We start from the raw sequence: 26,887 nt of genomic DNA on the forward strand, positions 1-26,887 counted from the left end.
AAATTCACTTTTCTTACTATTTGACGCTAGTTATGTCCCGGCCTCTTTTACGTTATTTCCTCTATTTTCTGTCTGAGTGGCCGTTCTCTGAACAGCCACTTCTACTATTTCATTTCACTCATCCGAGCATACTCTTCTCGTCCAGCACCTCTTTGTCTCAGAACAATTAAATTCCTTAGTGCTCTGAATATCTCTTTCTCTTCCTTGTCATGAGGAATCAAAGGGTGAATCGGTTCAACTTCATCTTTGAAAATATAAAGTGAGGCTGTAGCCACTTTTTCGTTCGTTTCCTTTTCATAAGCATATCGATACAAATACAGCTGAGGCTTATAATAGTCGAGCCACTCCCTACTCGTTCGAGTAGAAACTTGATTCGTTTTAAAATCATAAAGATGTATTTGACCATTTTTCTCGACGACTTTATCAATTTCACCGATTATTTCAACACCATCAAAAAATGTCACAAATGACCACTCATTAGCTATTTGAGCTCCTAATGATTGACGAACCTTTTCAGAATATCGTTCCATTATTTGCTCGATCTCTTTTTTATACTTGAGCGCATCCTCCAGTTCGACTTCCTCAACGGCCAATTCAACAGCACGTATAGGTGATAAACCATAATCTCTTAGCTCACATGCACGATGTACAAGCGTCCCTAATCGAGAAGGACTAACATGATTTCCACTTCTGCCCTGTCCACTCTCGATCACTTCCTCACTAAATGGAACACCTACAACAAACTGCTGATAATACTGATTAGGATTGTGAATAAATGTCATTATCTCTGAAACTGTCAATGATAAAGGGGCCTGCCTTTTCTCCTTGAGTACCGGTATAGAGTGGATACTTGACTCCCTTTTTTTCCAATAACGAGGTTCATATGTTTCTGACATCACAACTTCATGCTCCAACTCATGATCTTCAAGCGTTTCGTTAAGGTAAGACATCCAAGTATGGCTTCCATTTGCCTCTTCACCAATGAGATAAAGGTAATCACGAGCACGTGTCGTTGCAACATAAAACAAGCGTTTTGATTCTTCAATCGCTTCAGCATCGGCCATTGACTTAACGATCTCAAAACCAGGAGTATCAATTACTTCTGGCTTTTGCCCCAATTCCATCTGCTCCCTTTGCAAATTTAAAACAAATCCATATTTAGAATGGAAACGAATTCGCCCACTATCTTTTCTTATTGAACGCTCAACCTGAGGTAAAAACACAATCGGAAATTCTAGACCTTTTGATGCGTGAATCGTCATAATTTGAACGACATCGCCTTGTACACGTTCAACCTCAGAATCACCCTCCTTCTCACTCATTTCAATTCGAATATCTAATTCAGTTAAAATTGCTTCTAAATTCACTTCATGGCGATCAACCATCCATTGGATTACCTTTTCCACATTTTTCACTTTTTGCAATCCATTATCTTGAAGCAGTAAAGACGCTCGTAAATCCGTTTCAGCAAAGATCTCCATTAATGAATCGACTAAAGATTCCCCTTCTTTAAACGGAATCCATTTATCCATCCAGCTCTGAATACGCAAACATGCCGTTTGGACCTCATTAGATAGTGAAGACCATTGAGGCGATTGTTCATACACAAGCTCATATAACGCTTGTCCCTCTTCTAAACAGTCATTCATTTGAAAGAAATCTTGAACCTTTAACCCAAGTATTGGACTGCGTAATAGAGCTAACAAATGAATATCCTCAAAAGGACGTGTTAACCAGCGAATCATCGTCAAGTAATCCATCACTTCTTGTCGTTCGAAAAAGCCAATCCCTCCACTAATCACATAAGGGACGTTCTTCTTCGTTAACGCTTGCTCCAGCAAGAGCAAATTCGTTCGTGAAGGAATTAAAATCGCCATATCTCCCCAGGAAGGTTCACGCCAGTTGCTCTCTCCTTCACCAACTAAAGGCTCTCCAGCCTCGATCATCGCAACCATTCGATTGGCAAGCTGATCATACTGGGTCTCCTCTTGCCCATCTACCTTTAACATTTTCATCCATTCTACACGTTTTTCGTTTCTTTCCGTTTGATGCCGGTGAGCAATAAGTGGAGCATACACCGTTTGGAAGTCTTCCGTCCTCTCATGAACCATCATACCTGAAAATAGTTTATTTACTACATGAATGATAGAGGATACTGTACGATAGTTTTCATTCATTAAGATAGCTTGTGCGGTCTCTTCCCTATTAGCCTTTTCCTCCATCTCATTCATTAAACGAACATTCGCGCCGCGGAAGCGATAAATCGACTGCTTTTGATCGCCTACAATAAATTGATAAAGTGGCTTAATTCGGTTTAATACCTCTAGCTGGAGACGGTTCGTGTCTTGAAATTCATCAATCATCATATGCCGAAATTGACGCTGGCAATATAACTGGATGTGAGGGTCCTGCAATAAACGAACTGCTTTTTGTTGAAGATCAGTGAAATCTAACAAAGCCGCTCGCTTCTTTGCACGGTTATAGCTCAAATGAAATTCTTTCACTAGTGAAGCGATCACCTCCAAGATCGTGACGGCTTCCTCTTTTAATTCAACAGGTCCACCTACCTTTTTCCACATCTCCTTCAACGGCTTCCAATGCTCCTCGTACAATTCATACAAAGCAGGAGACTGCTCCGCCCAAGCCTTGTTTGTCCGACTCGGCATCGCCTCTGTCACAACCTCCATATAAGCTTCTGGCTCCTCACTTGATGCAGAAGCAATAGCCTTTTCAATATTCATCATATGTTTTTTTACAGTCGCAGAGAGTTCGTCATGGTCTGGAAATCGCTCAATACAGTTACGTGCGTGATGATGAAAGGAGTGAACGACCTTTTTCCTTTCTTCCACCCTAGCTTCCGATTGAGCCCGTAACATCTCCTCCACTTGTAACTGTTCAATCGTGTCCTCGCCAATGGTTAATTCGGTAATTTCATTATGAAGCTGCTCAATCGTCTCCACTAACTGCTGCTTGCTCATGAATTGAAACAATGGATACACACGTTGAAATCGTTCCTTTTCTTCGAGAAGCTTCAATAGAATATCCCTTTTCATCACTGTACCTTCTACTTCATCCAATATCCTTATACGAGGAGGGAGGTCAGCTTGTAGGGCATATTGCGACAATAACCTTTGACAAAAGCTATGAAAGGTTGAAATCATCGCACTTTCTAGCAACTCTTTCTGCTCCCGCCAAAACGATGCAGCATCATCAGAAGTCGCTTCTTGTTCCTTTTCATTCATTCGTTTTCGAATACGATCCTTCATTTCGCGAGCCGCTTTTTCAGTAAACGTAATTGCCACTATTTCATCAACCGAGGCGCCTAATGGATCATCTGGTTTTAGGTAACGAACCTCACATAAGTAGACGAACCTCTCCGTTAAAACTCTTGTTTTCCCAGACCCAGCACCCGCTGAAATTAACAACAATGGCTTATCACTAAATATGGATGTACTTTGTGCTTCATTAAAATTCATCCTAATTCCCCCTCTCAGCGTGTTCCCTCTCGCTGTTCTGGTGTTGCACGACAAATAGACAAGTAAGAACAAAATGGTGAGCATTCTTGAGGAGCCACATCATAGGATTGAGACATTCCTTTCCACAATAAATGAACTTGCTCGATGACTTGATATTTATCTAAAAAGGACTTTGTTCCAAAGTCATCTTCACGATTTTTGCAATGTGACGTTACTTGATACGGTGAATGTTTTCCAATTAGTTCAGAGCGCCAAATTCCGTTATTTGTTCTCTTACTAGGCTCTTTTAATGAAATATAGGAGGCACCATCTACGATCATCTCTTTGTTTTCCTTTAACGCAAGCTGTTCCCGAATCGCATACGCATATAAAGGAAGTTGTAGCTTTAAGCCCGATTGAACCTCGTCCATTTTAATCGTAGCAGCTCCCGTCTTGTAGTCATAGATCACAATTGATTGACCTTTCTGATCAACACGGTCCACTTTACCAACAAGTATAAGTGATTCTTCTTCGGATATAGGGAGTTCTAAACGAACTGGATATTCAAATGCCATTATCTTCATCTCTTCAAGAGCATGATTATGCCAAAAATGCTTTAATTCAGCTTGCCACCATTGAATTAATCGTTGTTGCCATTGCTCCTTTTTTAACATTAAATCTAATCGAGAAAGCTCATGATTTTGCTGCTCAACGTCTACCCATTTTTCTTCGAATTGTTCCCTTAAACGAACCGGAACTTGCTGTAGCTCAATGTCAGTAGCAGATCCGAACGGACGGTTAACTAATTGACAGTCTCGATAAACACCTTCAATCAAATCGTGGACAACTTGACCAATTGATAGGGGTGATACTTGTTCTTGCTTTGCTTTTAGCTCCCCAACGTTTAATCCTCTCTCCATGGCAAATCGAAAAGAGCAGCGAGCATAGCTTTCAAGCTCCGTTACTGCTACGATATGCTTTTTTTTCTTTGCTGCATACTCTGACGTGAATCGCTCTTTCGCTTCAGCCAAACGGGCTTGTCGTTCTTGTACTTTTAATAGTGATGCAGGTATCTGATCTACCTTATAACCTTCTCCTATTTTCGATGCCACTTGCTCCACAAATGATTGCTTCGTCAAGCTGACAGCTTTTTGCATACGCTTCTGCCATGACCACACCTCATCTATATAAAGATCCATTAAATAAGGAGACGGCAAATGAGGATGTTCAGGGTCAACACCTCGCACATATGTAAAGATAATCGTCTCGACTTGTAAAAGGGCAAGCTGATCAACATACGCTTGCTGCTTCAACTGAAAATGCTCTTGTGTCGGCGCACTATACCGAATAGGTAAATGGGCTAAATCTCGTTCCTGAACGTATCCACCTAAACGGTGAGGAGATGGGAAGCGGCCTTCATTCATTCCTACAACGTATAATCGTTTACCTAAAAAAGAACGAATGTCACGCCACGTATGAATAGCTATCCCTCTCTTGCTTCCACGTATTTTAAAGATACTAGTAGACGAGCCTATTGCACGAAACCATTCGACAAATAACTCAAATGTCACTTTTACATCAACGTTTTTTTCCTTTAATTCTGTTAGCTCGGCTTCTACTTTACTAACGATTAACTCTAATGCCTTGAATTCATCTGCTATTTCTTGTTGCACAGAAAGACGACCCTTTTCCATTAGCTTCTCTTGCCAATATGATAATAAAGGCAACCTCTTCAACCAATCGAGTAAGTTCGTTAAATAATGAATAAATAAGTCTTCATCAGAGCGCTTCCATTCAAACACCATATCGTATAACTGCTTATACCTTTCATCAAGCCACTGTCCATTTTCAAGAAAATCTTTCTTTTGCTTAGCAAAAGATAGCCCCTTGACATCATGTAGCTTCAAAACCTGCTCTACGATCGGCAGCTGCTCCCATTTCGTTAATGGCCTTTGCTCCCATTCAATCACTTGCTTAATAAAGGAGAAAATAGCAGTCGTTTCTATTGTTCGTTTAACTGGAGTTTGTAAAGGAATATGATACATATCAGCATATCGTTGTAATTGTTGTAGCCCGTCCTGTTCATCAGCGAGCAGTATTCCAATTTGCTCTTCAGGCAATGAGGATAAAGAAATCTCCTCCATTACGCCCCTCCACTGCTCCTCTATCGTAGTTGCTGCAATCACTTTTTTCTTATTCTCTTGCTTCGGTCGTTTACTAGGTTGCCAGTGATTGTCAAAGCCCATTTGCTCCAACTCTCTCACGGTCTGCTCGACAATTTCAAAAGATTCATTCGGTAGAATCACTTCGATCTTGGCACCTGTATCTTTTAACGCTTTGATAAACAATGATTGCAAAGGGCTAAAATCAAAAAAACCGTCAATGACAACATGAGAGAGATGAATACCTTTCCCATTCAGTAATGATTGAATAGCGGATAAAATTCGATTCTCTGGATCAAGTAGCTTTTTTTCATTAATAATCACTTGTTCATATTTCATAAAAAGCGGAATTAATGGCTTTAAAGATCCTTCAAGCTCCTGTACGCCAACTCCTAAACGCTTTATTTGTCCATAAGTGTCAGCGTAGCCCCGAGCCTTGGCCATATTCATCTCGCCATCAAACATGCTTTCATCTCTAACGAACTGCTGGAAGAATAGTGTACGCTCCTCTTCTGTTAACGATAAATACGACATTTCCTTTTGATCAAGAATATAAGTTGCCAAATCATCAAACGTACAAACGATTAGCCCTGGTTGCTTCTCTCTTGCTTGCTTCAACCAAGAGGAAGATGGCAACAAATAGAAGGCTCGATTGTTAGTTTCTTGCTGGCGTTTATATGTAGCTTCTAACCTCGATTTATGAGCTACAACATGTATTTCTGCTCCATAAATTATCTGTTTCATGAATATCTATTCACTCCCTCCAACGTAAATCGCTCCTTCAAGTTTACCATCTTTCATTAAACACGAGAAACGCCAGCTCCATTTTGTACAAAAAAATGCTTCAAAAGGTTAAATACCTAATGAAGCATCTCTAGTATTAAAAACTGATTAAAAACGAATCACGCCATACCCCATCAAAATGACGATAAGACTTATTACAACAAGTGCAATCCAATAGACTCCAGCCTTATCTCCTAGCGTGCTCTTCTTCGTACGGACTAGGATCATTTCCATCACATAAATGAGTACAAGTGCAAGAATACCTTTCACTATAAGTACAACTGGAAATTGATACCCTATTAATGTACCAATACCTGACACGAGCATAATCAAATAGAACAACCGGGTAATCATATGTACGATCGTTGCACCTTTGTTCTTCTGTGCTTTATATAAGAAAAAAGCAGCAATGAACAAAATTATCAAGATAGCCCATGAGCCTCGATGTGACTCATAGAAGATATTAATCAAAGTTTGTGACATCTCTACTCCCCCTTTCCTTATTTTCTTCCTTTAAGTATAAGCGACATGAGGAGGATTCTCCAAGTCTAAACCGTATATTTTTGTACGGTATTGACTAAGTTCAATGAAACGTCATTCAATTGTTGCGAAATTGTACCACTTTTATCAAGAAAAAACCGTATAAGTTATAAACTCAATACGGTTATCCCACTTAGACATGTGAATACCATTTCATAATCATCAATTCAAATCGAAATGCTTCCCATTAACTTCATAGATAACCCATTCTGCAATATTTGTTGCATAGTCCGCAATCCGTTCAATAAATCGACCAATAAAAGCGAGTTGGGTAATTTGATTAATTTCAATCGTACCATCTTGTCTTGAAAACAATTCACGAATAAACTGCCCATACATTTGATCGACTCTATCATCCATAGTAGCAATCTTCTGTGCGACTAATATATTCGTTTTTTCATATGATTCTAGAGCAATCAGTAGCATTTCCTGAGCTTTCATCCCTATTTCAAGGATTTGATTCTGAAAAGGAGTAACATGAGTCATTCTTTTTGACTGTTTAGCCAAATCAACAGCTAGATCAGCCACCCTCTCTAAATCACTCGATATTTTTAATGCGACAATTAATTTTCGTAAATCACTGGCAACTGGCTGCTGTTTAGATATAAGCAAAATAATCTCATCATGCATACTCAACTCTAGTTGATTGATTTTATAATCTTCGTTAATGATCTTATCCATCAAAGCTTGGTCGGAAGAATCAAATGCTTTTAAAGCATTATTCAAAATCGTATCAACATCTCTTCCCATTTTAAGTAAATTCATTTTCACAACATCAAGCTGACTATCAAACTGTGATCGTATAGACATAAACAAACCTCACCTTAACCAAAGCGCCCTGTGATATAATCTTCCGTGCGAGAATCATTAGGATTTGAAAAAATAAGATCTGTTTGATCGAATTCAACAACTTCCCCATTCAAAAAGAACGCTGTTTTATCTGAAATACGTGCTGCCTGCTGCATATTATGAGTAACAATAATAATGGAATATGATTCTTTTAACTTTTGAATTAGCTCTTCAACTTTTAATGTTGATTTGGGATCGAGGGCAGAAGTAGGTTCATCCATTAAAATAACATCCGGTTCAATCGCTAAACATCTAGCAATACACAGACGTTGCTGTTGTCCACCAGATAATCCATAAGCATTTTCATTTAACCGATCTTTTACTTCATCCCAAATATAAGCCCCTTGCAAGCTTTTCTCAACAATTTCATCTAAAACCTTTTTATTACGAATCCCATGAATACGTGGTCCATAGGCAATGTTGTCATAGATCGATTTCGGAAAAGGATTAGGCTTTTGAAACACCATTCCAACACGCGTTCTTAAATCTTCTACTTTATAAGAACGATTGAGGATACTTTTTCCGCGATACATAATATCACCTGAAATTTTTACAATTGGAATGAGCTCAACCATGCGATTTAGTGTCTTAATATATGTGGATTTACCACATCCAGAAGGACCAATAATGGCCGTTACTTCCTTCTCATGAATGGCTAGGTTAATATTTTTTAGGGCGTGATCCTTGCCATACCATAAGTTTAATGATTTCGTATCATATACTACACTCTTATTTACCTTCACTTGTGTAGATTGCCTACTGTCTGTATGATTTATCATTTTGTTTTCTTTCGTTGACGCAAGTACCATCATAACTCCCCCTTAAGATTAATACCTTTTTTGATACTTATTACGAATAACAATAGCAGCTGAGTTCATAACAAAGAGAACTAATAGTAATACGACAATCGTCGCAGCAGCTAAATTCGCATACTCTGCAACAAGAGCTGCATCAATCGTCCAATAATAAATTTGCATCGGCAATACAGTAAAACGATCCATAATACCACCAGGAAAAGGAATAAGTAAAGCCGGAATTCCAATAACGACAAGCGGGGCCGTTTCTCCTATCGCACGGGATAACGATAAAATAGCACCTGTTAATATTCCTGGTAATGCAGCTGGCAAAATAATATTTTTGATCGTTTGCCATTTTGTTGCACCCATTCCGTAAGAGGCTTCACTTAAAAATCCTGGAACCGCTCTTATTGCCTCTTGACTAGCAACAACAATAATTGGTAAAACAAGCAATGACATCGTTAAACCACCGGCTAAAATAACATTCCCAAGACCCAATAATCGTACAAAAATAGTCAAACCTAATATCCCAAATACAATGGAAGGAACACCAGCCAAATTGGATATGTTCGTTTGAATAAACGAATGAAATTTCCCTCTTTTCGCATAGCACTCTAAATAAATCGCTGTCCCGACTCCCAAAAACATTGTCACTGGCCCCACTATGAGCATGAGCCAAAGTGTTCCTAAAATAGCTCCCATAATACCAGCTATATCAGCGTTAGTGGATAATCTTCCTGTCAAAAAATTCAAATCAATCCATCCCACACTCTCAGAAACGACTCTCGCAATTAGAACTGCTAATACTGCTAGCCCAAATAAGGTCGAGAGAAAAAAAATCATTTTGCAAACTTTATTAAAAAGTAGCCTCGTATTCATTCTCTTTGCCACTTGCACATGATCTACGTATTTCATAATTAATATTCCTCCCTATACTTACGAGAAATATATTGCGCTAGCAAGTTCATGACAAGTGTAAAAACAAACAATGTCATCGCCACCGCATATAGGCTATAATATATCGTCGAACCAGCAGGAGCATCCCCACTAGAGACTTCAACAATGTATGCAGTCATCGTCTGCATAGATTGAGTAATATCGAAAGTAAAGTTTTTTGAGCTTCCACTTGCAATTGTCACAATCATCGTTTCTCCAATCGCACGAGAAATACCCAAAACAAAGGATGCAATAATACCAGATGTTGCCGCTGGGATAATGACTCGACTCGTTACTTCTAGTTTAGTCGATCCTAATGCAAGTGCCCCTTCCCGCATTGAATTCGGTACAGAACTCATTGCATCTTCAGATAAGGACGCCACCATTGGAATAATCATAATGCCCATGACAATACCTGGACTCAATATATTCGTCAGCTCTAAACCAGGTATAAACGAACGTAAAATCGGTGTTACAAATGTAAAAGCAAAGAATCCATAAACAATCGTAGGAATACCTGCTAATACTTCAAGCAAAGGCTTTAACGTTTTTCTTATTCTTTCTGATGCATATTCGCTTAAATAGACAGCTGTCATTAACCCAATTGGAATAGCCACAAACATGGCAATGATGGAAGACAATAACGTTCCCATTATGAGTGGTAGTACACCAAATTGAGGTTCCTGACTTAAAGGTCTTAATACAGTCCCTGTAAAGAAATCTAACAAAGGAACTCTACGGAAGAATTCAAACGTTTCAGTTAATAATGTAAATAAAATGCCAATTGTCGTTAAGATTGAAACCGTTGCAATGAGTAATAACAATTTTGGAATCAGTTTTTCAAAGACACTTAAAAAGTTTCTTGAACTCTTTTTTTCAGCAATTAATTGTTGCACATTCACCGTTTTCCCCATTTTCATTTCCACTTCAAAATTCCCCCCTTCACCCAGTTCCTTCAAACGACTAACGATTATGAAAGCAGAGAAGATGAGCGCAATCATGCCTCATCTTCTACCACTATTTTTGGCTTAATTTAACCCATCAAGGACTTCAATATAAGATTGAATTTCTTCTTCTGGAAGTGGTGCAAAGCCTGTTTCACCAGCGAACTTGTTTACATTATTGACTACGTAATAGGCAAAATCGAGAACTTGCGGCTTTTCTTTTGCCATATCAACATTCAAATAAGTGAATACTGGACGTGTAAATGGAGCATAATCACCAGATTCATCAATTGTATCTAAGCTTGGGGCAACGGGGCCGCTACCAAAATCAACATGTACTGCTTGAAGCTGGTCTTGGTTGTTCACATAATAACCAAAGCCAAAGAATGCAATTCCGTTTACATCTTCTGATACTAGATTAACTAATGTAGAATATTCCTGTTGAAGATTAACAGAGTCAACTAAATCTTCTTTTTCCAAAATGACTTCATAAAAGAACTCGTATGTTCCGTGGTTTTCATTCGGTCCCATTGGCTTAATTTCATCATCTGGAAAACTCGGGTCAAGATCAGACCATTTTGTTACGCCACCATCATGCTTAAAAATACTAATAAGCTGTTCATCTGTTAATTCAGTCGCCCAATCATTGTCAGGGTGAATAACAAATGTTAATCCATCTAATGCAACTTTAAACTCTTGAACTTCGATTCCTAGTTCGTCAGCAAGCTCTAATTCTTCCTCTTTAATTGCACGTGATGCATCGTTAAAATCAGTTCCACCCTCTGCTAAGAAACGTTGAAACCCAGCACTTGTTCCTGCACGGCTCACTTCAACCGATACACCTTGCTGACCATTTAACATGTAATCTTCAGCAATAACTGACATTAACGGATAAACCGTTCCAGAACCGTCTACAACAACACTTCCACTTAATTCTTCAGATGTACCTTCTGATGAATCACTATCTTCTGTATCATCAGTTGTTTCTTCTGTTTCTGTACCACCTGTGTTTTCCTCAGGAGCATCTGTTTCATCCGCAGATCCACATGCTACTGCAACAAGCATTAGAACGGCCATCATTAATAGCATTAATAGTTTCTTCATTTCATTGTCCTCCCTTTTTCTTTAACGAGAATGTGTGTAATAGGTTTCCCTCTCACATTTGCTAGTATAGTCTCGCATTATTAAGAGAGTATGGTTACAATGTAAAGGTTTTGTAAATGAATGTTGAAATCTATCTATATTGGGCATTTGACCTATCAAATAATGTCTAAATTTAAGAAAACTATTCTTATTAATGAGGTACATTGACAACTTTCACCGTAGCAAAGGAACTACTAAAAAAGCACTTAGACATTCGTCCAAGTGCTCTAAATTCATATAATTTATTTCACTATTAATACTGGTTTATCAACCCGCTTAGCAATCTTATGACTCACACTTCCTAATACAAAGGTTTGAAACTTGTTTAATCCACGGCTACCTACCACGACATAATCATAGTCGCCATCATTGGCAAACTTCACAATCGCTGGTCCTGGTTCTCCATGAATAATATGAACTTCATGGTCAATCTGTTTTTCTTCGATTAATTGAATAATCGGGGCTAGCATCTCCTTACGCTTACGAGCGACTTCATACTTACTTGAATGGGCTAAGATATCCGCCTTTGAGGTTGCACCATCAACCGCATAGACGACATCTATCCTTCCACTATTTAACTCTACGAGCTCGATAGCCTTCTCTGCTGAACGAACAGAATGATCAGAACCATCTGCAGCTAACAAAACACGTTTAAACATTGCAACCCCTCCCTCTTTCTATTGTAAACGGTTTCACTCAGAGAGTGAATGGTAAAGTTTATTATTTTTTAGGGCATTTCCATTCATATAGAATACAACCTTCAATTTCACTTATTCCCTTCTCGCGTATGTTCCAAACATCCGATCAGAAGTCTTCATTTATGTTCATTCTATAACTTAAAAACGTTTCTTAATCAAAAAGACAAGCTACATTGAACGATTTGCTCACTATAGCTTGCCTTATTAACCTTAGTGACCTGACGCCTTCGACAACCCACCAATTTTATCTTTTAATTGTTCACTTTCGTTGTTTAAACCAACATAGGTGACCTTAATACCATTCTGTTCAAACTTACCTTCAATTTTATCAAGTGCTCCTATTGCAGAGTCATCCCAAAGATGAGCATTCGTTAAATCTATTACTACCTGTTTCACTGGAGGCTTGAAGTCAAATTGATTAACAAAATCGGTCACAGATGCGAAGAATACTTGACCAGAAACGCGGTAAACCTGCTTGTCTACTTCATTGACATTCACTTTCTCAACGTCTACCTTTGAAATCTTAGCCGCAAAGAAAATCATACTTAATAGCACACCCGCAAATACACCGATCGCTAAATTATGCGTAACAACAACCGTTACGACTGTTACGATCATGACAAGTGCGTCCGTACGCGGGAGCTTATGAATATTACGAACAGAGCTCCAATCAAATGTACTAAATGCAACCATGAACATAACACCGACTAAAGCAGCCATAGGTATTTGTATAACAAGGTTTCCTAACACTAAAATTAAAAACATTAAAAATACACCAGCAACTAATGCCGACAGACGTCCACGACCACCAGACTTCACATTAATAACCGATTGACCAATCATCGCACAGCCTGCCATCCCACCGAAGAAACCTGATACAATGTTAGCAATCCCTTGGCCACGGCTCTCTTTGTTCTTATCGCTTTCTGTATCTGTCATATCATCGACAATGTTAGCCGTTAATAAAGACTCAAGAAGACCAACAATTGCTAACGCTAATGAATATGGCAAAATAATCATTATTGTTTCAAGGGTTAAAGGAATACTTGGAATTAAGAACATAGGTAATGCTTGCGTTAAGTTCCCCATATCTCCGACTGTTGACACATTAAACCCACCAAATATTGCAATGGCCGTAATAACAACAATCGCAGCTAGCGCTGAAGGGAAAGCTTTCGTAATACGTGGGAGTCCATAAATAATAAATAACGTTGCCGCAACTAACACATACATCAACCATGTTGCGCCTTCAAATTGCTCTAGCTGTGCCATGAAGATTAAAATCGCAAGTGCATTAACAAATCCAACCATAACGGAGCGTGGAACAAATTTCATAATGCGTGCTAGCTTAAATACACCGAATAAAATTTGTAAAATCCCCGTTAAAATTGTAGCAGCCAATAAATACTGTAAGCCATGATCTGCAACTAATGTAACCATTAAAAGTGCCATTGCACCCGTTGCAGCTGAAATCATCCCAGGTCGTCCACCGACAAAAGCAATGACGACGGCAATACAAAAAGAAGCATACAACCCTACCATTGGATCGACACCTGCAATAATGGAAAAGGCAATCGCTTCTGGAATCAATGCAAGCGCCACGACAAGACCAGCGAGTACATCTCCCCTAACATTGCTAAACCATTCCTGTTTAATTGTTTGTAAATTCAATTCTACATCTCTCCTATTCTATTGTTGTATAGTGACTTTTGACTCTCACAAAAGTCGGGTCCGTTGTTCACAAGCTGTATCATAACATCCTTTATAAAAATATCAAACTACGATGTAAGCGTATATCATAGATTAAATACTCTTAAATACTCAACGATTCATAGATTTTCATACAAAATCATAAAGTTGTCACATTTTCTACATTACACCCTTCCTTTTTTATCATAAAAAATGTGCAATTTTTTTCTTTACATGTCTTTCCTATTCCCTTGATTGGACTTCTAAATATTTATAAATTAAATTTATGCAAGTAAAAATGCCATAGGCTAGCTCCCCTATGGCATTTCATAATATTACTATTACTAACAGATGTTTATTTCCCTTCCTCTGCAAAGCGTTTGATTCGATCACCAATTTCATCACGTACACGTTGGAAGAAAGCCCATTTTTCTTCATCTGTTCCTTCTGCCTTCGCAGGATCATCAAACCCCCAATGTACACGCTCTTTATTCGGTGGTGTTGCTGGACAAACATCGTTTGCATGGCCACATAGTGTCACAACAAGATCAGCTTCATCTAATAATTCGCGATCAATCGTATCAGACGTTTGCTGCGAAATATCGATATCAGCTTCTTTCATTGCCTTCACTGCATTTGGATTCACACCATGTGCTTCAATTCCTGCAGAATAAACCTCGTATTGATCACTTAAATAATGCTTTCCCCAGCCTTCAGCCATTTGGCTTCTGCATGAATTTCCTGTACATAAAAAGTAAATAATTTTCTTAGACATACTCGATCCACTCCTAGTTTTTTTATAAGAACCTATTGCTTCGAGGTTGTTCAAAGAAGGATAAAACACTCTTTTTGAACAACTCTATAATAGTATATTTAACCATAAATAAAGGCCTACTAATGTTATGAATAAAGTAGGAATCGTCAAAATAATTCCAACCTTAAAGTAATAACCCCATGTTATTTTCATCCCTTTTTGCTTAAGAACGTGAAGCCATAAAAGAGTCGCTAATGAACCGATCGGTGTTATTTTCGGTCCAAGGTCCGAGCCAATAATATTGGCGTAAATTAAAGCTTCTCGCATTGCTCCGACCGTATTCGTATCAGCAATGGCTAGTGCATTAATCATAACAGTTGGCATATTGTTCATCACTGAAGATAAGATTGCGGCAATAAAGCCCATTGAAATCGTACCAACAAATAAACCTTGATCTGCTGTTACTTCAATTAATGAAGCAAGAGCATCTGTAAGCCCCACATTTCTTAGCCCGTATACAACGACGTACATCCCAATAGAGAATACGACAATTTCCCACGGAGCTCCCTTAATAATTCCTGCTGAACTAAGCTCTTCATTCTTTGCACTTCCATTTCGAAAAATGAAATAAAAGATAAGAGCAACTGGCATCGCAATAAATGAAACAGGAATTTCAAGAAACTCACTCGTAAAGTAACCTACTAATAGAACAGTTAGAATGACCCAAGAAAGATTGAATAGCCGTTTATCTTTAATCGCTTCGACAGGCTTTTTCAATTGTGACATGTCATATTGCTTTGGTATATCTTTGCGAAAGTATAAATATAGAACAAGAATACTTGCCCCTAATGCAAAGAAATTCGGCACAACCATCCGTGATGCATATTCAACAAAGCCAATTTCAAAGAAGTCAGCTGAAACGATATTCACCAAGTTACTAACAAGCAATGGCAATGACGTCGTATCAGCGATAAACCCACTTGCCATAATAAATGGTAATACCATCACATCTTTAAAGCGTAATGCTCTTACCATCGCGAGTACAATCGGCGTTAAAATAAGAGCTGCACCATCATTAGCAAATAAAGCAGCAACAACCGCCCCTAAAATAGAAACGTAGATAAACATTTTCAAGCCGTTTCCTTTTGCAAAGCGAGCCATATGTAGGGCAGACCATTCAAAGAAACCAATTTCATCTAAAATTAATGAAATAATAATGATAGCGACAAAAGTCAATGTTGCATTCCATACAATATCCGTAACAGCTAATACATCAGCAAAGCTAACGATTCCAGCGATTAACGCTAAAATCGCCCCAATCGTTGCCGACCAACCGATGGACAAGTTTTTCGGTTGCCAAATAACGAGTACAAGTGTAAATAGAAAGATCACTGATGCTAAAACGATATCCATGTTTCCCCACTCCTATCCTCTACTCACAGCAAACACGTAAGCCGCGTTTCTCTAAGTCTAGTAGTCTTTCTTTTTGATTAGGCAAATGCACCAATAATGATTGAATAAGTGGATAACCTTCGTGGGAAAAGTTGATTCGATAGAAAATCCATTGTCCTTTACGCTTTTCCTCCACTAATCCAACATCTCGTAATTTCCGTAAATGCTGACTGACAGAGGGCTGACTCATATTAAACAGCTCAACGAATTCACATACACAGCACTCATCCTCGTGAAGCATAGCCATCATCGATAAGCGTGTTTTATCACCTAGTAGCTTTAGCCATTTAGCAGCCGTCTCAATTTCAACTTCAGTATAAACATTTTCCATAGCCTCTCCTCCTTTTTTGATTATATAATTATATGCTTATATATGCAATTATTTTATTTATTATTTTCGTTTATCCTTCTTCTTTCCATTTCTAGAATCAATTCCGTTAATAATCTTCTCTGTTCTCTATCATTTGCATAGCATAGTTGATTCCGTAAATCCTGAATGCGATCTTTTTCCTTTTGCTTCAACATAAACGCCCCTTCATACCAATCCTAAACTTCATTATACATGTGTTAGTATTGACGAAATTATATATACTAAACAAAAGGATCGCTTTCAAAGCTTTATGGAAGCTTCGAATAAATTTAAGCTTAGCGTGCTTTCATACGAATTGACCTTACTCTTCAGCAACACTTTTCACTCCACACGAAAAAAAGCTAACAAAAGGTTTCCCCTTTGTTAGCCTATTCTTCTTTATTGAGCAGCTGGATATACACTTACTTGCTTACGGTCACGACCGACACGCTCGAATTTTACAACGCCGTCTACCTTTGCAAATAAAGTATCGTCTCCACCTTTTCCTACGTTCACACCAGGATAGATACGCGTACCGCGTTGACGAACTAGAATCGAACCACCTGACACTGCTTGGCCGTCTGCTCGCTTAGCTCCAAGTCGCTTAGATTCAGAGTCACGTCCGTTCTTTGTACTACCTACTCCTTTTTTCGATGCAAAAAATTGAAGATTCATTTTCAACATGGAATTCACCTCCCAAGTTTATCATTTATTTTAATAAATGCGCGGTATTCCTCAGCAATCGATTGTAAAGAGACAAGCATCCCCTCTAAAAGAAGCTGAATCTTCTCAAATGCTGCTTCATCTACATCAGATGGTACACAACAGCGGAGAAATCCACCTTCTTCCTTTGATTCTACATCTAACTCAATGTCACACAAAGTAGCAATTGCATTAAGTGTACCAATTGAGACTGCTGAAGCTCCTGCACAAACGAGATCTTGACCATATGGACCAGATTCGGCATGACCACTCATCGTAAAACATTCAATCATCAGATCATGATTACGACTAACGTCAACGATAATCATCTTACGCGTTAATCTTTTCGATTACGACTTTCGTGTATGGTTGACGATGACCTTGCTTACGACGATAGTTTTTCTTCGCCTTCATTTTCCAAACAATAATTTTCTTTTGGCGACCGTGCTTTTCAACCTTAGCTGTTACAGAAGCACCTTCTACGTATGGAGCGCCAACTTTGACATTGTCTCCACCTACGAATAAGATGTTATCGAAGCTCACTGTTTCACCAGCTTCTGCATCTACCTTCTCAATGTAGATTTCTTGTCCTTCTTCAACTTTAACTTGTTTACCACCAGTTTCAATAATTGCGTACATTCTCTGCACCTCCTCATAGACTCAGACTCGCCATCCTAGGTAGGAAGAATAATTCCTTTAAAAAACCTATTCTGTGCGGTTGTAGTTGTTTGGGTGCGACCAAATAACTAACAAGCGAAATTGTATCATAATGAATAGACTTATGTCAATTGGTCTTTAAGTGTTCCAATCGCTTACCTGCCTCTTCTAACGTCCCTAGAAAGCGGATAAGCGCTCCCGTTACTAGCCGTTTATTCGGATACAGAAGAATCCTTACACCTAACGCACTCTCTAAGTGCTTTACATGTTTACCGTTCGAACCAGAGAAAACAGATAAGATTGATGCAGGAAGTTCAACAACAATTGCTTCATGCTCTGTTCCTTTGTACTCCCAGAGCTGTCGTTCTAACTCAAAAGCCTGAGCTTCATTAGAGAGAACTACACCTTTACCTTGGCATGTTGGGCATGGCTTAGACAACGTATCCTGTAAGTTTTGTCTCACTTTTTTTCGAGTCATCTCCACTAGTCCTAAGCCGGTAATACCGACGACATTTGTTTTCGTGCGATCCTTCTTTAATTCATTTCGTAACAATCGCACGATCAAATCTCGATCTTCTTCACGACGCATATCGATAAAATCAATGATTACCATACCGGCAATATCTCGTAAGCGCAATTGTCTAACAATTTCCCTTGCCGCCTCTTTATTCGTTTGCCATATCGTTTCATTAAAGTCATTCTTCCCTGTGAATTTCCCTGTATTTACATCAATTACTGTTAAAGCCTCCGTTTGATCAATCGTAATGTATGCTCCACTTTTCATCCACACTTGCCTTTTTAAAGCTTTTTGAAGTTCTTTTTCAATGTGATAGGCTGTGAAAATCGCTTCTTTCTTTTTATAGAGTGTTATTTGGCTCTCACCATTTGAGTAGGAGGACAACCATTCCTTCATTCGCTGGTATTCATCAAAATCATCTAGAACGATCTCTTGAAGACCTTCAAACATATGATCACGAACGATACGTTCCGTTAATGTAACATCCTGATAAAGGAGGCGATTAGACGGTTTTTCTTCGATTCTTTTCTGTAATTGTGCCCATTTCCGTCGTTGATAATGTAATTCTTGCGTAACTTCAGTAGCTGAACGTCCCTCACACGATGTGCGAATAATTAAGCCTTCTTGATCTATGGTTAGTTCTTCCCCAAACGTACGCCACCTTTCGCGCTCCGTTTCTGATGAAAAACGTCTAGAAACACCTATGTAATTTCCATTTGGCATATAAATCATATAGTGTCCTGGAAAGGAAATAATTCCAGTTAACCGTGGCCCTTTAGAACCAAATGCTTCTTTTGTCACTTGAACGACTAATTCTTCTCCTTCATGTACAAATTGAGAAACAGAGCACTGCTTTTTCTTTTCTTCATCTTCAGCATCTGAATGATATGAAAGAAGGTCATCTCGATACAAAAAACCATGTTTGTCACGTCCAATATCAACAAATGCTGCTTGCATACCAGGTAACACTTTCACGACTCGGCCAAGATACACATTATGGACAATTCGCTCCTCGCCTGTTCGCTCAATCATCAACTCAGTCACACGACCATCTTCAATCAGTGCTGCCCGCTTTTCCCTTGTGGCTAAATTAAATACAATCTTTTTCACGATGAAACAAGCCCCTTTTCTACTTCCTTACCTTATTGTACACGATTGTTGGACAAAGAGGGAGCTATAGTCAGAATTGGGTCGGTTTAAGGTCACAAATCCGATGATAAATTCGTTTCCGATCTAAATAAGCTATTCTAATGATCTCTTCATGTAATTGAACATGCTTTCCAATCGCCGGATCAAAATAGTTATATGTAAGCGAAGACCCTCGCTTACAAAACTTAACCGCTTCTTTTACCGTTATCGAATTCGATACGTGCACATTCGCTGACTTCGTAAATATAGGACTCGATTGTTTCCCTAATATGAATTTCATAAATGTGTAATAGCGCTGCTTCCAGTCTAAATAATGAATAATAAGAAGAAAAGTAATTATCATCCATAAATGAAGTGAGAAATAGATAACCGATGCAATGAAACACAGAACAAATAAAAAGAACAGTGATACATTTCTCATAACTGTAATCGCTTTTGCATATGGAAAACGATACATGAACAATAACTGCAAGAGCCTTCCTCCATCTAGAGGTAATATAGGCAATACGTTAAAGAGCAATATCATTATATTATGCCAAATAAATAATTGATGATCATACGTTGACCAAAAGGGGAAGGCTATAAAGTAATAGGACAGGGCCATCATCCAAAGATGCTGGATCGGCCCAGCCAAAATAACGATCAACTCTTCATGAAACGGTTTATTCGACGTATCCTCAACTTCTGCCACTCCACCAAAAGGAAGCAATTCAATTTTATAAATCGTCCATTTGAAAGAGCGGGCAGCCACAGCATGACCAAGCTCATGAATAAATACAATCGTGAATATCATAATCATCTCTTTAAAGTAACCAGTAATGAAGGCTGAGGCAATAACGATCCAAAAGAAAGGGTTGATTTTCACCTTTGTAAATAATTCTATTACAGCCCTAATCAAATGTGAGCACTTCACTTGGATTAATATATTCGTTCTCATTTTTCAATGCAAAGTAAAAAATTCCCCTCTCCGCCCCATCGATTGATTGCGCCGAACCAATTTCCGTCCCTGATTGAACATGGTCATATAATTGAACTTCAATTTCGTCAAGCATACCATAAATCGCTTCAGTTCCATCGTAATGTTCAATGACTACTTCTTTTTCTAATGAGCTACCATCAGTTTGTCCAATCGATCGTACGACTCCACTTTTGACCGACTCGATCCTAGCATGAATATCGGTTTCAATTAAAATACCTTGTCCGCTCTCTTCAAAATCCTCACGAATCGTCCCACTAGCAGGTAATGCATAAACGAACTCCACCTGTTCTTCAGGATCTCCTTGAGCAACATTTGCATCAATAGGAAGCAGTGCTAAAGGTCGGCCAAACTGTTTCTCATACCAGCTAGCAATAGCAGCAAATTGATATTCATTTTCAAATGTATGACGAACAAAATGTTCCACTCTCTCAGACTGAGGAAACTTAGATTGAAAAGCAATGCCAATTAGTAGAAAGAGAAGTCCTGCGACTAAACATCGAAAAATAAAAATATGAACCATATTTGTAGAAGGTTTGGTTTTATTTGGTCGATCAGACGATACAACGTCAACACTTTCTTGACCAAAATCATCATGCTTAGGGCTAGTCATGAACGTTTTACCACGTCGTCGTACTGTATCATCAATTACTCTTCTTCTTGACTCAATTTGTCTACGCACTTTATTCAGGTTCTTCGCCATTTTACCCCGTCCTTTTAGCACATTCTATATTGAACTATATGACTTGTCCTCTTAAGATATTCTCGAATCACAAAAAGAAACTCCGTATTGAAATAAATGTGACCTCCATTTTGCAAAGGAAACTGTTCGCTTTCTCGTTCAATACTCTGATAAGATAAAAGAATACCAATCAAATAAGAGGATACTAAAAAAGTTTGGTTTTTAACTTTTTTGGTGCCCTTATCAAGTAATGGAGGGGTTTCATGGAGAAGCGTAGACTCGGCCAATCCAATTTAATCGTTAGTGAGATTGGTTTAGGCTGTATGAGCATTGGCACCAACATCACTGCAGCAAAGAAAGTGATCGAAGAGGCAATAGATCGAGGAGTCAATTACCTCGACACAGCTGATCTATATGATCAAGGTGCCAACGAAGAGATTATTGGCGAATTAATAAAAGATAATCGAAAAGATCTTATTCTTGCTACAAAAGCAGGCAATCGCTTTGAAAAAGGGAAGGATCGCTGGATGTGGGATCCTTCAAAATCACACATAAAAAGGGCGATCAAAGACAGTCTTCAACGTTTAAAGACAGACTATATTGATTTGTATCAGTTACATGGAGGAACTATTGATGATCCTATCGATGAAACAATCGAAGCTTTTGAGGAGCTAAAACAAGAAGGTCTTATAAGGGAATATGGCCTTTCGTCCATACGTCCAAATGTAATCAAGGAATATGTAAAACGTTCGTCTATTGTCAGTATTATGATGCAGTATAGCTTACTTGACCGACGTCCAGAGGAATGGTTTCCATTATTAGAGCAACATGATGTCAGCGTAGTCGTTCGTGGTGCCGTGGCAAAAGGAATATTAACACCACGACCATTTTCGACATTACCTTCTAAAATACAAGCAAACGGTTATTTGTCCTACACAGCCAATGAGCTAAAGCTATTACGTGAACAGTTAGCCGATTATCCCACTTATTCAATTAATGAATTAGCCTTAAACTACGTTCTTTCGTCAAACGTAATCGCTTCAGTCGTTGCAGGTGCTAGCCGTAAGGAACAAGTAAAAGAGAATGTACAAGCCATTCGTGCAGATCTCTTACCTGCTCACATACTAGACGAATTAAAGCAGATCACAAAAAAAGACCTATACGAGCAACACCGATAACAATAATAACTCAAGTAAGGGCACTGAATAAGTTGATAAGTACTTATTCAGTGCCCTCCTCAGAGCCTCTTATTCCTAGATCTGAGCTATTAGTGCATGATATTTAATTTGTATTTTTGTTTTATAATGATGTACTTGTTACTCTCGCTTGATCAAGTAATATTTCACGGACTACTTGACTAATTTCGGGCATAATAATACGTTCCATTGCCAACTTCACAGCTCCTGTTGCACCAGGCATCGAGAAAATAGCCTTACCATCTCTCACACCAGCAACAGCTCGGCTAAGAATCGCTGCCGTCCCTACTTCTTCAGCAAAGCTTAAATGACGAAAAAGCTCGCCAAATCCCGGCATTTCTTTGTCTAAACTATCACGAACCGCTTCATGTGTCGTATCATTTAGACCAATTCCTGTACCACCCGTAATGAGAATGGCATCAATATCAGCGCGAATAGCAGCTATCTTGATCCAATGCTGAATATGACTGTAATCATAGCCGACCATTTGATACTCCGTAACAGAATGACCTTCTTTTTCTAACATCGAGCGAATAAGCTGACCATTCTGATCATCCTCATACGCTGAAACATTTGATACTGTTAAAACCATACAACGAATTGATTTAGTTGATTCATCCAGGTGCTCATCAAGAGTCATAGATTAATGTTCCTCCCTCACATTTCTTTCTACACATAAGCATATCATAGCTTTTTTAGACTTTGGTTTAAATGACTGAGATAATGCTTCTCATGTTCAAAAAGCGAAGAATATTAAGTCGTAGTCAGCTGACGATCATATAGACGAATTATTCAATCATAATCTAGAAAATTGCGAACAAATGAACATTTTTATACTTTAACAACCTTTCTTTTAGCCAGTTTCGGCTCACCACTCCATCAGAGAGTAACTTTAAGAAAAACACACTGCTTTTCTTGGTTTCATCGTGCCGTTTTACAAGTCCATTAAAAAAGTGAAAATCGGAGGCCACTGAAAAAGTTTGGTTTTAACTTTTTCAGTGGCTTTGAAGTAATGTGCGTAGCCGTTGCCCGATTTTGAAAGCCTTGCAATGAGTGGGTTTCTCATAGCAAGGCGCGCAACGAGCGGAGCCATTACTCTTCCTTGAGTTACTAGAAAGGACTTTTTCAGTGACCTCGAAAATCGCACTTGTTCAGTGGCCTCATGAAAAACAAAGGTGAGACCCCGCAGTGCGTAGCACAAGGAGTCTCACCAGCTTCCCGTGGAAAGCGAAGTATATTTCAGGAGCGTTATTTGTACCACTGTGTATTTGTTCGGTTTCTCATTTAAAAAACACTTTTGACCCAACCTCTAGCAACGAGCGAAGCCATTGCTAGTCAAATACTTCATTTTAGGTTATCTCACACTAAAAAATTGCTTAAGCTTCGCCATTACTCCTTTTGAGTCATCTAGAGACATAAGTGGGACGGTCTCACCAAGAATTCTCCGTGCAATGTTTCGGTAAGCAATCGATGCCTTACTTGTTGTTTGAAGTGCGATCGGTTCGCCTTTATTCGAACACTTTATGACTTCATCATCATCAACAACGATACCTATCAAATCAATGGATAGGATCGAGGCAATTTCATCAACATCGAGCATCTCACCATTTTTCATCATATGGGAGCGAATACGGTTGACAATCAGACGAGGGGGTTCAATATCCTCTTCTTTTTCTAATAAACCTATAATTCGATCCGCATCTCGTACAGCAGATAGCTCTGGTGTTGTTACAACAATAGCACGATCAGCCCCAGAAATTGCATTACGAAACCCTTGTTCAATTCCTGCAGGACAGTCGATAATGACATAATCATATTCTTGCTTTAGTTCCAGTATGACCTTCTTTAATTGTTCAGGCTCAATGTCTGTTTTATCTTTTGTTTGAGCAGCTGGCAGTAATGATAAACAATCAAAACGCTTGTCCTTAATTAAAGCCTGCTTCAACTTACAACGCTCTTCAATGACATCAACCAAGTCATAAATAATGCGGTTTTCTAAGCCCATAATAACATCCAAATTCCGAAGGCCAATATCTGTATCTACTAAACAAACCTTCTTACCTGTTAGTGCAAGAGCAGTTCCTAAATTTGCGGATGTCGTTGTCTTTCCAACTCCACCTTTACCACTTGTAATGACGATCGCCTCTCCCACGTTCATAACCCCTTTCTTCCTATTCCATTACCTGATCTACATACTTGCTTAGATGCCGGTGTGTATGAACAAGTTGCTGCACCCTACCAATTTGTAAAGACTGTGTCTTGTGGTCAATATATGCAGATGACATAATCGCTTCCTCTGCTGATTCGAATAGTTTGATTTTGTCTGCAATTTTTAACTGAGAAGGATTAAGAACAGCCGCAGAAATAACTGCATCCTCATTTCCGTTTACTCCCGCATGTGCTATTCCACGAAGTGCTCCCATTATATAAATACTACCAGATGCTTGTAGCTTCCCGCCAGGATTTACATCACCAATGAGTAGAATGTCTCCATCAACATTAATAACTTGTCCTGAACGAACAATACTTGTGAGAGTTATCGTTTGATTTTTACGTTGAATCGTCTGAGCGTCTTCATTGGACAAAACGTGTGAATAAAATCCTTCAATTGCCAATTTACGTCCATTCGTAATAATCGATTCTATTTCTCCCTTTTGCTCTTGTTGTAAATAACGGTATCCACTTTCAACCTTTACGAGCAAATCAGGTCCGTCTGAAAGTTGGTAATGCTTCGATGAAAGCTTGTCCTTTAACTCCTCTATTAAAAGGTCATAGGAACAGAGATCATCTAACAAAAATACCAACCCTTCTTTTGTTCCTTTAATCGTAACATGTTGCTTCTTCGGAACCATTACTGTGTTCACCTCTGTCTCACTCACCTTTTGTCACTATTCACCATTATGAGTTTTATATATAAGAGAGATACGAAATTGTGCTAATGAAAGGGTCGTTCCCCACACAACAACGCAATGATATAAATGTCAATAATGATACATTCCACATAAAATGAGAATTTTCCTCTTTTCTTTCAGACTTTCTTTTTTGCTACTTATTTCAACGATTTCTAACCATCTCCTGCTTTAGTACATATTGCATAAGCTTCAGAAATGGAAAATAAATTAAAATAGCAAAAGCTGTATTTAATACAACGCTGGTTAACACGCGCTCTTGCAGAAATACGCGATGTTCTATATCAGCTAGTCCAATTAATGCATACAAGCCATATTGATAATATTCAAAGAACACTAAAGCGGCAATAATGATCGCCAATTGTACGAGAAACATATCTTGAACTCTTTTATATGGAAATACAAAAAAGTATCCAATTAAAGCAAAACCGAATAAATAGGCCCCCAATAATTGGGTGTAGACGACATCGTATATAGCTCCAACAATAAGTCCATATACTAAGCTAACAGGTCGAGTAAAATGAATCCCAATTAAAATAATAAATACGATCATAAAGCGCGGTACAAACACATACGACCATTCATGATGATGAGGAACAAATAATTGAAAGAGTGTACCTTCGATCACAAAGAAAAAAAACACAATGAGAGGGATATAAGCTCGACTCACTCGTTTTCCTCCTCTAACAATTCAGTATCAAGAGTTCTACTAGTCCGTTCAACGACATAGACATAATCTAGTGAATAGAAATCAGCAGTCGGTTTAATATAGGCATTTTGTGTTAAACCATATTCATCTGGTTCTACACTAACCACTTCGCCAATTAATAGCCCGCTTGGATATACCCCACCCTTACCAGTAGTCGTCACCATTTCCTCTTCCTCAATCTCTGCTTCTAAATCAATCTTACGCATGATTAACAGACCTCGATCTTCATCGTACCCTTCAATAAAACCGTTAATCGTTTGATCTGAGGAAATCATTGCAGATACACGATTTGTTCGGTCATTATCACTTAACAATTGGACTCGTGAGGAGAATTCACTTACTTGTTGAACCTTTCCAATTAATCCGCCGGTTGAATCAATCACACCCATATTCGCTTCGATACCATGCTCTGAACCTTTGTTCAATCCGATGAATTCGGTCCAACGATCTGGGTTTCGATGAATGACAACAGCTGAACGAATTAAATAGTCATCTAAACTTTCCTCAAGCTCTAACATATCCTTTAACGTTTCGTTTTCATTCCGTAATGTATTGCGTTCAATGGAAATTTGCGCATACTCATCTAATCTAGCTTTCAATAATTTGTTTTCTTCATAGACTTGTCTCATATCTTGAACATTTTCAAAGAAACCCGCAATCATGTATGCGGGTTTCATGAAAGCTGTCTGTACCCAAGCAACAGAGTCTCTTATCACTTGCTCCGGACCGGATACGGCTTCGCGATCGCGCATAGAGTATCCAATCAAACCAACTAAAATAATAATACTGACAAGAAGGACAATGAGCTTTTTATTTGAGAAGAAGGAGGACATCCCTGT

Annotated in this window: 25 protein-coding genes and 1 other annotated feature; of the genes, 1 reads left to right on the forward strand and 24 read right to left on the reverse strand. The window is 38.6% G+C overall.

Features of this window, described 5'->3' with window-relative positions; translation table 11 throughout:
• Positions 1–104: 104 nt before the first annotated feature.
• The 19 genes from MW695_RS19420 to MW695_RS19510 all read right to left on the reverse strand — a co-directional run bounded on the left by MW695_RS19420 (position 105) and on the right by MW695_RS19510 (position 21,255).
• Positions 105–3,476, reverse strand: coding sequence for a UvrD-helicase domain-containing protein (locus MW695_RS19420; protein WP_247107156.1), 3,372 nt, complete (start codon positions 3,474–3,476; stop codon positions 105–107).
• A 14-nt stretch (positions 3,477–3,490) separates the two neighbouring features.
• On the reverse strand, positions 3,491–6,361 hold the full coding sequence (locus tag MW695_RS19425; protein ID WP_247107157.1) for a PD-(D/E)XK nuclease family protein: 2,871 nt from the start codon (positions 6,359–6,361) through the stop codon (positions 3,491–3,493).
• A 147-nt stretch (positions 6,362–6,508) separates the two neighbouring features.
• Positions 6,509–6,883: a DUF1516 family protein gene (locus MW695_RS19430; protein ID WP_247107158.1), complete on the reverse strand. Its 375-nt coding sequence runs from the start codon at positions 6,881–6,883 to the stop codon at positions 6,509–6,511.
• 219 nt (positions 6,884–7,102) lie between these two features.
• Complete coding sequence (gene phoU / locus MW695_RS19435) at positions 7,103–7,750, reverse strand: phosphate signaling complex protein PhoU (protein WP_247107159.1); 648 nt, start codon at positions 7,748–7,750, stop codon at positions 7,103–7,105.
• Between the two features lie 14 nt (positions 7,751–7,764).
• Positions 7,765–8,568, reverse strand: a complete 804-nt coding sequence (gene pstB, locus MW695_RS19440) for a phosphate ABC transporter ATP-binding protein PstB (protein ID WP_247107224.1) — start codon at positions 8,566–8,568, stop codon at positions 7,765–7,767.
• A 48-nt stretch (positions 8,569–8,616) separates the two neighbouring features.
• Positions 8,617–9,501 carry a phosphate ABC transporter permease PstA gene (gene pstA, locus MW695_RS19445; RefSeq protein ID WP_247107160.1) on the reverse strand — a complete coding sequence of 295 codons (885 nt, stop codon included), beginning with the start codon at positions 9,499–9,501 and terminating at the stop codon, positions 8,617–8,619.
• A 2-nt stretch (positions 9,502–9,503) separates the two neighbouring features.
• Complete coding sequence (gene pstC, locus MW695_RS19450) at positions 9,504–10,442, reverse strand: phosphate ABC transporter permease subunit PstC (RefSeq protein ID WP_373648658.1); 939 nt, start codon at positions 10,440–10,442, stop codon at positions 9,504–9,506.
• Positions 10,443–10,550: 108 nt separating this feature from the next.
• On the reverse strand, positions 10,551–11,570 hold the full coding sequence (locus tag MW695_RS19455) for a PstS family phosphate ABC transporter substrate-binding protein (protein WP_247107161.1): 1,020 nt from the start codon (positions 11,568–11,570) through the stop codon (positions 10,551–10,553).
• Positions 11,571–11,851: 281 nt separating this feature from the next.
• Complete coding sequence (locus MW695_RS19460) at positions 11,852–12,268, reverse strand: universal stress protein (RefSeq protein WP_247107162.1); 417 nt, start codon at positions 12,266–12,268, stop codon at positions 11,852–11,854.
• Positions 12,269–12,517: 249 nt separating this feature from the next.
• Positions 12,518–13,978, reverse strand: coding sequence for a SulP family inorganic anion transporter (locus MW695_RS19465; RefSeq protein ID WP_247107163.1), 1,461 nt, complete (start codon positions 13,976–13,978; stop codon positions 12,518–12,520).
• Between the two features lie 373 nt (positions 13,979–14,351).
• A complete protein-coding gene (gene arsC / locus MW695_RS19470) occupies positions 14,352–14,771 on the reverse strand; it encodes an arsenate reductase (thioredoxin) (RefSeq protein WP_247107164.1) in 420 nt (139 codons plus the stop codon).
• Between the two features lie 84 nt (positions 14,772–14,855).
• Positions 14,856–16,163: an arsenic transporter gene (locus tag MW695_RS19475; protein WP_252120828.1), complete on the reverse strand. Its 1,308-nt coding sequence runs from the start codon at positions 16,161–16,163 to the stop codon at positions 14,856–14,858.
• Between the two features lie 19 nt (positions 16,164–16,182).
• Positions 16,183–16,533, reverse strand: coding sequence for an ArsR/SmtB family transcription factor (locus tag MW695_RS19480; RefSeq protein WP_247107165.1), 351 nt, complete (start codon positions 16,531–16,533; stop codon positions 16,183–16,185).
• Between the two features lie 417 nt (positions 16,534–16,950).
• Complete coding sequence (gene rpmA / locus MW695_RS19485) at positions 16,951–17,235, reverse strand: 50S ribosomal protein L27 (RefSeq protein WP_247107166.1); 285 nt, start codon at positions 17,233–17,235, stop codon at positions 16,951–16,953.
• 5 nt (positions 17,236–17,240) lie between these two features.
• Positions 17,241–17,582, reverse strand: a complete 342-nt coding sequence (locus MW695_RS19490; protein WP_247107167.1) for a ribosomal-processing cysteine protease Prp — start codon at positions 17,580–17,582, stop codon at positions 17,241–17,243.
• A 1-nt stretch (position 17,583) separates the two neighbouring features.
• Positions 17,584–17,892: a 50S ribosomal protein L21 gene (gene rplU / locus MW695_RS19495; protein WP_247107168.1), complete on the reverse strand. Its 309-nt coding sequence runs from the start codon at positions 17,890–17,892 to the stop codon at positions 17,584–17,586.
• A 13-nt stretch (positions 17,893–17,905) separates the two neighbouring features.
• Positions 17,906–17,983, reverse strand: a sequence feature (ribosomal protein L21 leader region).
• Positions 17,984–18,037: 54 nt separating this feature from the next.
• Complete coding sequence (locus MW695_RS19500; RefSeq protein WP_247107169.1) at positions 18,038–19,537, reverse strand: Rne/Rng family ribonuclease; 1,500 nt, start codon at positions 19,535–19,537, stop codon at positions 18,038–18,040.
• 70 nt (positions 19,538–19,607) lie between these two features.
• Positions 19,608–20,513, reverse strand: coding sequence for a M50 family metallopeptidase (locus tag MW695_RS19505; protein ID WP_247107170.1), 906 nt, complete (start codon positions 20,511–20,513; stop codon positions 19,608–19,610).
• Positions 20,467–21,255, reverse strand: a complete 789-nt coding sequence (locus MW695_RS19510; RefSeq protein ID WP_247107171.1) for a M23 family metallopeptidase — start codon at positions 21,253–21,255, stop codon at positions 20,467–20,469. The genes MW695_RS19505 and MW695_RS19510 overlap by 47 nt, the downstream gene beginning before the upstream one ends.
• Before the next feature lie 242 nt (positions 21,256–21,497).
• Here MW695_RS19510 and MW695_RS19515 point away from each other — a divergent pair, with 242 nt between their 5' ends.
• Entirely contained in the window at positions 21,498–22,412 is a 915-nt protein-coding gene (locus MW695_RS19515) for an aldo/keto reductase (protein WP_247107172.1), read from the forward strand.
• Between the two features lie 121 nt (positions 22,413–22,533).
• Here the strand turns inward: MW695_RS19515 and MW695_RS19520 are convergent, their stop codons facing one another.
• The 5 genes from MW695_RS19520 to mreC form a co-directional block, all read right to left on the reverse strand.
• Positions 22,534–23,070 carry a MogA/MoaB family molybdenum cofactor biosynthesis protein gene (locus tag MW695_RS19520; protein ID WP_247107173.1) on the reverse strand — a complete coding sequence of 179 codons (537 nt, stop codon included), beginning with the start codon at positions 23,068–23,070 and terminating at the stop codon, positions 22,534–22,536.
• 714 nt (positions 23,071–23,784) lie between these two features.
• Positions 23,785–24,582, reverse strand: a complete 798-nt coding sequence (gene minD / locus MW695_RS19525) for a septum site-determining protein MinD (protein WP_247107174.1) — start codon at positions 24,580–24,582, stop codon at positions 23,785–23,787.
• A gap of 19 nt (positions 24,583–24,601) precedes the next feature.
• The gene (gene minC, locus MW695_RS19530; protein ID WP_247107175.1) at positions 24,602–25,294 is read right to left on the reverse strand and encodes a septum site-determining protein MinC; all 693 of its coding nucleotides are present in this window, start codon (positions 25,292–25,294) and stop codon (positions 24,602–24,604) included.
• A 190-nt stretch (positions 25,295–25,484) separates the two neighbouring features.
• Positions 25,485–26,009, reverse strand: coding sequence for a rod shape-determining protein MreD (gene mreD, locus MW695_RS19535; RefSeq protein ID WP_247107176.1), 525 nt, complete (start codon positions 26,007–26,009; stop codon positions 25,485–25,487).
• The gene (gene mreC / locus MW695_RS19540; RefSeq protein ID WP_247107177.1) at positions 26,006–26,881 is read right to left on the reverse strand and encodes a rod shape-determining protein MreC; all 876 of its coding nucleotides are present in this window, start codon (positions 26,879–26,881) and stop codon (positions 26,006–26,008) included. Before mreC ends, mreD begins: the two co-directional genes overlap by 4 nt.
• Between the last annotated feature and the right edge of the window lie 6 nt (positions 26,882–26,887).

The sequence above is a fragment of the Halalkalibacter sp. APA_J-10(15) genome (genome assembly GCF_023017105.1).
In the GTDB taxonomy this organism is placed as follows: Bacteria; Bacillota; Bacilli; order Bacillales; family Bacillaceae_D; genus Halalkalibacter.

What these genes read in the sequence shown, in the direction of transcription:
- MW695_RS19420 (WP_247107156.1), bottom strand. Translation starts at nt 3,476, where the DNA reads ATGAATTTTAATGAAGCACAAAGTACATCCATATTTAGTGATAAGCCA.
- MW695_RS19425 (WP_247107157.1), bottom strand. Translation starts at nt 6,361, where the DNA reads ATGAAACAGATAATTTATGGAGCAGAAATACATGTTGTAGCTCATAAA.
- MW695_RS19430 (WP_247107158.1), bottom strand. Translation starts at nt 6,883, where the DNA reads ATGTCACAAACTTTGATTAATATCTTCTATGAGTCACATCGAGGCTCA.
- phoU (WP_247107159.1), bottom strand. Translation starts at nt 7,750, where the DNA reads ATGTCTATACGATCACAGTTTGATAGTCAGCTTGATGTTGTGAAAATG.
- pstB (WP_247107224.1), bottom strand. Translation starts at nt 8,568, where the DNA reads ATGATAAATCATACAGACAGTAGGCAATCTACACAAGTGAAGGTAAAT.
- pstA (WP_247107160.1), bottom strand. Translation starts at nt 9,501, where the DNA reads ATGAAATACGTAGATCATGTGCAAGTGGCAAAGAGAATGAATACGAGG.
- pstC (WP_373648658.1), bottom strand. Translation starts at nt 10,442, where the DNA reads ATGAAAATGGGGAAAACGGTGAATGTGCAACAATTAATTGCTGAAAAA.
- MW695_RS19455 (WP_247107161.1), bottom strand. Translation starts at nt 11,570, where the DNA reads ATGAAGAAACTATTAATGCTATTAATGATGGCCGTTCTAATGCTTGTT.
- MW695_RS19460 (WP_247107162.1), bottom strand. Translation starts at nt 12,268, where the DNA reads ATGTTTAAACGTGTTTTGTTAGCTGCAGATGGTTCTGATCATTCTGTT.
- arsC (WP_247107164.1), bottom strand. Translation starts at nt 14,771, where the DNA reads ATGTCTAAGAAAATTATTTACTTTTTATGTACAGGAAATTCATGCAGA.
- MW695_RS19475 (WP_252120828.1), bottom strand. Translation starts at nt 16,163, where the DNA reads ATGGATATCGTTTTAGCATCAGTGATCTTTCTATTTACACTTGTACTC.
- MW695_RS19480 (WP_247107165.1), bottom strand. Translation starts at nt 16,533, where the DNA reads ATGGAAAATGTTTATACTGAAGTTGAAATTGAGACGGCTGCTAAATGG.
- rpmA (WP_247107166.1), bottom strand. Translation starts at nt 17,235, where the DNA reads ATGTTGAAAATGAATCTTCAATTTTTTGCATCGAAAAAAGGAGTAGGT.
- MW695_RS19490 (WP_247107167.1), bottom strand. Translation starts at nt 17,582, where the DNA reads ATGATTATCGTTGACGTTAGTCGTAATCATGATCTGATGATTGAATGT.
- rplU (WP_247107168.1), bottom strand. Translation starts at nt 17,892, where the DNA reads ATGTACGCAATTATTGAAACTGGTGGTAAACAAGTTAAAGTTGAAGAA.
- MW695_RS19505 (WP_247107170.1), bottom strand. Translation starts at nt 20,513, where the DNA reads ATGAGAACGAATATATTAATCCAAGTGAAGTGCTCACATTTGATTAGG.
- MW695_RS19510 (WP_247107171.1), bottom strand. Translation starts at nt 21,255, where the DNA reads ATGGCGAAGAACCTGAATAAAGTGCGTAGACAAATTGAGTCAAGAAGA.
- MW695_RS19515 (WP_247107172.1), top strand. Translation starts at nt 21,498, where the DNA reads ATGGAGAAGCGTAGACTCGGCCAATCCAATTTAATCGTTAGTGAGATT.
- MW695_RS19520 (WP_247107173.1), bottom strand. Translation starts at nt 23,070, where the DNA reads ATGACTCTTGATGAGCACCTGGATGAATCAACTAAATCAATTCGTTGT.
- mreC (WP_247107177.1), bottom strand. Translation starts at nt 26,881, where the DNA reads ATGTCCTCCTTCTTCTCAAATAAAAAGCTCATTGTCCTTCTTGTCAGT.